This window comes from Helicobacter cappadocius (genome assembly GCF_030688855.1).
Classification (GTDB): Bacteria; Campylobacterota; Campylobacteria; order Campylobacterales; family Helicobacteraceae; genus Helicobacter_J; species Helicobacter_J cappadocius.
The window spans coordinates 1-1185 of record NZ_JAUYZK010000032.1; the positions used below are offsets into that span (position 1 = coordinate 1).

The 1185-nt window shown below is 31.7% G+C and carries 1 pseudogene; it reads left to right on the top strand.

What is annotated here, in order from left to right:
• Window positions 1-954: 954 nt before the first annotated feature.
• Window positions 955-1185: pseudogene (gene groEL, locus Q5I06_RS08685) on the top strand (chaperonin GroEL); the annotation flags it as partial.

Below are 1185 nucleotides of genomic sequence, written 5' to 3' on the forward strand. Positions count from 1 at the left end.
AGATAAGATGGTCTATACCCTTTATAATCTAAATGATAAAGAAATAGAACTCATAGAATCCAGTTTTAATTAACAAATTTATATTTTTATCTCAAAATCCAACAAACCTAAATAGATAAGTATCTTCAAACCTTCCCTCTGTGAGACTTACCACCTCATAGCGGATTTTAACTTTCAACAAAAGCTATTTCTTCCTCTGATAGTTCGTAGAGTTCATAAACAAGTCGATTTATTTGCAAATCCCTTATTGATATTATACCTATAAATCCATTTAAAAATAAAACTTAAGTATTTTATTTTATACCGTAGGTTTGCCTCTATCTAATATACAAAATATTTTTTTCTAATTCCTATAGCCATTATTATAAAAATAACCATTATTTTTCCATCTATTCCCTTATTTATTCTTTCAATATCCATTATTCAAAAATATATCTTTATATAATTTTTATTAAATATTATTTATTATTCCTAGATACTTTAAACATAGATAAAAAAAAATCAACTAAAAATACCACGATAAATACAAAAACAAAATATTGAAATGCTTATATAAAAATAACTAAACAAACACATTAATATGAATGAAATATATAAATATTATTAAATATTATAGTGATTTAGTTTTAAAACTTTTTTTTTTATTAATACGATTTTTATTTTTGATTACGATTAATGTCTTTCTATAAATTTTTATTCACACCCCCCCATTTGGTTATTATCGGGAATGGTGTGGTTCATGGCCGATCCCAGCGCTGTCCCGGCGATGGCGGCGCCGAGGGCCGAACCCAGCTGACGCACCGTCGATTGGGTGGCCGATCCTGCCCCGGACTGGTCGGCAGGAATGTCGTGCAACACCGTCGAGGTCAGTTGGGCCGAGGCCAGGCCGAGCCCAACACCGTAGACAATGAGAGTAAGAACACTCAGCCAGGTGGATCCCTGCATACCGACGACAAAGATGTTTTTATAACCGTAGAAGAAGCTAAAGGTATTAATTATGAACTAAAAGTTGTTGAGGTAATGCAATTTGACAGATGTTATCTATCACCTTATTTTTTAACCAATGCAGACAAAATGACTACTCAATTAGAAAATGCTTATTTTATTTTGACAGATAAAAAAATCTCTAGCATGAATGATATTTTACCTCTACTTGAAGCGACTATGAAAGGTGGAAAACCTCTA